General features: G+C 62.6%; 1 protein-coding gene. It reads right to left on the bottom strand.

The features are described 5' to 3' along the window. Positions 1 to 112 precede the first annotated feature (112 nt). On the bottom strand, positions 113 to 393 hold a 281-nt coding region (locus AXW67_RS00005), incomplete at its 5' end, for a group II intron maturase-specific domain-containing protein (RefSeq protein ID WP_283806446.1).

Below are 393 nucleotides of genomic sequence, written 5' to 3'. Positions count from 1 at the left end.
GCCGCCTCTTTCGTCTGGCGGTGCCTTAGTGGTTCACCCTTGGCTCCGTTTCCACATCCCGCTCATCGAACCGGACAGGCAGATTTCCCGCATCCGGCTCTCGGACAAGACTTCAAGCCTTCGCCCACGGCATGTCGCGCCCAAGCGCGGTTAGGCGTACGAGCCCGAAGTACCCATAGAGGTGCGAGAGTGGATAGGTCCCGCCCCTGCGTCGCCTGACCTTGTGCTTGAAGCGCAACCACCGGCGCAACCGCGCAGCCGCGTAGTTGTCGAGCGCCCGATACGCTTTGGTGACGGTGCCTACTTTGAAGTAGTTCGCCCATCCGCGCAGCGTGCGGTTCAACTGGCCTACGAGCTCCGTGGTCTCTTGCCAAGTTCCTGATCGGGCGGTGA

This window comes from Bradyrhizobium neotropicale, from assembly GCF_001641695.1.
Lineage (GTDB): Bacteria > Pseudomonadota > Alphaproteobacteria > Rhizobiales > Xanthobacteraceae > Bradyrhizobium > Bradyrhizobium neotropicale.
The sequence above is the reverse complement of the archived record's forward strand: the minus strand, read 5'-3'. Positions and strand labels throughout refer to the sequence as shown.